Raw genomic sequence first — 3976 nt, forward strand, 5'->3', positions numbered from 1 at the left:
GATCCGGACTGCGTTTTCGAGGTTGATGACGAAAATCTTGCCGTCGCCGATCTGACCGGTCTTGGCCGCCGACGTGATGGCCTCGATGGTTTTCTCAACCTGGTCGGTCGCGATCGCGACTTCGATCTTGATCTTGGGCAGAAAGCTCACCGCATATTCGGCGCCGCGATAGATCTCGGTGTGGCCCTTCTGTCGGCCATATCCCTTGACTTCGGTGACGGTCAGGCCGTGAACGCCGATGGCGGTAAGTGCATCGCGGACTTCTTCGAGCTTGAACGGCTTGATGATCGCCATAACGATTTTCATCGGTCTTGATCCCCGCTTGGACCCGGCCGAGAGGCGACCGGGCAATTCCGGCTGGGTTCACCGCGCGAGAAAATGGTCACGACGCGGGCACAGCTAATCGCGGAGGAATCAAATGCCGTGCCAGTTCCGCTTCCTCCGGAAACGTCATTTAACGCGGAGGTTTTGACGTGCCGGGGGTGCGCACGGAACGATGTTGCTGCGCGCCGCCCAAAGGCTAGGCAATGCAGCCCACGAATTGTGCAAAGGGAATCGAAAGATCTACCCCTGCTCAACCCGCGGGCAGGCGTTCGGTATCCAAATACTTATTGAAGGGCCTCGCCGTGCTGCGAGATATCGAGGCCTTCCAGCTCCTGCTGGGTCGAAACGCGGATGTGCACGAACAGGCCGACGAGCTTGAGCAGAACGTACGTCACAACCACCGACCAGCCGAGCGTGACCGCCACGCCGTAAGCTTGCGCCAGCAAGAGATGTGGATTGCCTTCCAGAAGGCCGGAAGCGCCTCCGATCGAAGCGCTCGCGAACACGCCGGTCAGGAGAACGCCGCTCATTCCGCCTATGCCGTGGACGCCGAACACGTCGAGTGAATCGTCATAATTGAAGCGGCGCTTCAGCCAGGTACAGGCCCAGAAGCAAACGCCGCCCGCAATCACGCCAATCACAATGCCGGCCCAGGGCTCAACGAATCCGGAAGCCGGCGTAATCGTGCCGAGCCCGGCAACGGCGCCCGAGATCATCCCGAGCACGGATGGTTTGCGCTGGATGGACCATTCGATCGCGCCCCACGTGAGCGCCCCGGCACAGGCCGCCAGATGCGTAGCTATGATCGCCATCACCGCGCGTGAGTTGGCGCCGAGCGCCGATCCACCGTTGAAACCGAACCAGCCGACCCACAACAGGCCGGTGCCGATCACGGCCAGCGACAGATCGAACGGCGACAGATTCTCGGTGCCATAGCCGCGTCGGCGTCCGACCACCAGCGCCGCCACCAAACCGCCGGCGCCGGCGGAAAGATGCACAACCAGTCCACCGGCAAAATCAAGAACGCCGGCGGAACCGAGAAAGCCGCCGCCCCACACCCAATGCGCCAGGGGCACGTAGACCAGCATGAACCAGCCGATGGAAAACAGGAGATATGCCGAGAACCGCATGCGGTCGGCGACCGAACCGGCGACCAGCGCCACCGTGATGACCGCGAATGTCATCTGGTAGAGCATGAACAGTGCTTCCGGAATCGTCTTTGCCGCCGGATTGACGCTGTCCATGGTCATTCCGGCGAGGAACCAGCGGCGGAGGCCGCCAAGCAATGGACCGTCGCCGACGAAAACCAGCGAATAACCGAAGGCCACCCAGAGGATGGAAATCAAGGCCACGGCGGCCAGGCTTTGCGCCATCGTCCCCAGTACGTTCTTCTTTCTCACCATGCCGGAATAAAACAGGGCCAGACCCGGGATGGTCATCATCAGCACCAGCGCGGTCGCGACAATCATCCACGCGGTGTCGGCGCTGCTGATCTCGGAGTTTGCCGCGGAAGCGGGCGTGACAGTCGAGAAGACGGCCAGCAGAACCGGCGCGGCCAGCTTCGCCGCGCGACGCAAATGTGCCCCCATTGGTAGTCCACCCCGTTGTTATTCGCGAGCCCGGCGCCCTTGCCAGGTACGATCGAAGTCTTGCGAGCTTTCTTTTTCGAGACTAGTGTCCCGATTCCGAAGTTCGTAGCATCTTATGGAGCCACGTTTCGAACTTCGGAATCGAAAGGACACTAGTAAACGTATTATCTCTGGTGCGGCTTTGGTTCAGAAGTCCGCATGACAAACCCGCGGCACAAATGATGCGGACTTCTGAACCGCCACACTAGAGCGCGTCGCTGTCGGTTTCGCCGGTCCTGATCCGCAGCGCATGGTCGATCGGCGTCACGAAAATCTTGCCGTCGCCAATCTGACCCGTGCGGGCGCTCGAGGTGATCACGTCGACGGCCTTGTCGGCGATATCCGACGCCACCGCGATCTCGATCCGCAGCTTGGGCAGGAAGTTCACGACGTATTCGGCGCCGCGATAGATTTCGGTGTGGCCCTTTTGCCGGCCGTAGCCTTTGACCTCGGTGACGGTCATGCCGTGCACGCCGATCGCAGTCAGCGCCTGGCGGACCTCGTCAAGTTTGAAGGGTTTGATAATGGCGACAACAAGCTTCATGTTCAGGCCTTCTTTTCCCGGATTTCGAAGGTCGGTCAAGCGGTGCGGGGGAGTGGTATTCCTCCCCCTCCGTCACACAATAAGGGGCGGTCTGACCGAAAAACAATTGCGAAATTGCTGCTTCGGCCGATAGTTCCTGTAGCGGCAACGGCGTCTTCTGCCAAGATCGACCGGCCGGCAATGAGACGCTGGTCTTCATGCTGTGCGCAAGGGGGAAAAATGCCAAATCGTTCGTGGTTCTTCGCCAAAGGCGGCCAGCAGGGGCCCTTTCCGGACGCTCAATTCCGCGATCAAGGCTACCGGCCTCGAATATCTCGGGCGCACCATCGTCACGGCGATCGGTTGTGCTTTCCTCATTCCGATTCCCTGGGTGGTGCGTGGGATGATGGGCTGGGTCGCTTCGCAGACCTTATTGGTCCCGCGGGACGCGTAGGCCGGCTCGATCACCGGCGCTCGCGCACCGAGCCTTCCTGCGCGACGGAAGCGACCAGTGTGCCGTCCTGCTTGAAAATCAGCCCGCGCGTGAGGCCGCGTCCGCCTTGCGCGCTTGGCGAGTCCTGAGCGTAAAGCAGCCATTCGTCGGCGCGAAACGGACGGTGAAACCACATCGCATGGTCGAGGCTCGCCGGCATCATGCGCTTGTCGAACAGCGTCCGGCCGTAGCGCGCCATGACGGCGTCAAGCAGCGAGAAATCCGATGCGTAGGCGAGAGCGCACATATGCAACGCCGGATCGTCGGGCAGTTTCGCGGCGGTCCTGATCCAGACATGGATGCGGCCGTCGTCGATCTCCTGGCCGAAATAGCGGCCAAGTTCGACCGGCCGCAATTCGATCGGGCGGTCAGATTCGTAATAGCGGCGGATGAATTCCGGCATGTCGCGGAACATCGGCTGCTTGGCCATTTCCTCCGCGGTGAGTTTCTCCGGCGGCGGGACGTCCGGCATGTTGTCCTGATGGTCGAAGGCGCCCTGCTCCTCGGCGTGAAACGACACCATGATCGAGAAGATGGCATTGCCGTGCTGGATCGCAGTGACGCGCCGCGTCGAATAGCTCTTGCCGTCGCGCAGTCGCTCGACCTGATAAATGATCGGAATCTGCGGGTCGCCCGGCAAAATGAAATAGCAATGCAGGGAATGCGGCAGCCGGCCCTCGACCGTCCGGCATGCAGCGACCATCGCCTGCCCGATCACCTGTCCGCCGAAGACCCGTTGCCAGGAGGTCTTCGGGCTCTTGCCGCGGAACATGTTCACTTCGATCGGTTCAAGGTCGAGGATCGAGATCAGATCGATCAGGCTCTTGGACATCGGTTTCCTTTATCGGCTATTGCGAACCCGAGTTGAGAGATTGGCCCTTGTTTCGCCGGCCTGTTTCGCCCAGCTATAATAAGGTAGCAAGTCATCTTTCCGGATTTGATCTAGGCTTACTATGTCGGCACAGCGAGGCATTGTCATCGGCGGCGGAGCGTTTGCGGGATTGGCGC

Annotated in this window: 4 protein-coding genes; all 4 read right to left on the bottom strand. The window is 60.8% G+C overall.

The features are described 5' to 3' along the window. Positions 1-306: P-II family nitrogen regulator (locus M6D32_RS12895; RefSeq protein ID WP_298256662.1), on the bottom strand; the 306-nt coding region annotated here is incomplete at its 3' end. 302 nt (positions 307-608) lie between these two features. After that, positions 609-1913, bottom strand: a complete 1305-nt coding sequence (locus M6D32_RS12900; RefSeq protein ID WP_298256664.1) for an ammonium transporter — start codon at positions 1911-1913, stop codon at positions 609-611. 244 nt (positions 1914-2157) lie between these two features. Beyond that, complete coding sequence (locus tag M6D32_RS12905; protein ID WP_298256666.1) at positions 2158-2496, bottom strand: P-II family nitrogen regulator; 339 nt, start codon at positions 2494-2496, stop codon at positions 2158-2160. Between the two features lie 443 nt (positions 2497-2939). After that, on the bottom strand, positions 2940-3800 hold the full coding sequence (gene tesB, locus M6D32_RS12910) for an acyl-CoA thioesterase II (protein WP_298256668.1): 861 nt from the start codon (positions 3798-3800) through the stop codon (positions 2940-2942). Positions 3801-3976: the final 176 nt, after the last annotated feature.

It is taken from the genome of Bradyrhizobium sp., assembly GCF_027307225.1.
In the GTDB taxonomy this organism is placed as follows: Bacteria; Pseudomonadota; Alphaproteobacteria; order Rhizobiales; family Xanthobacteraceae; genus Bradyrhizobium.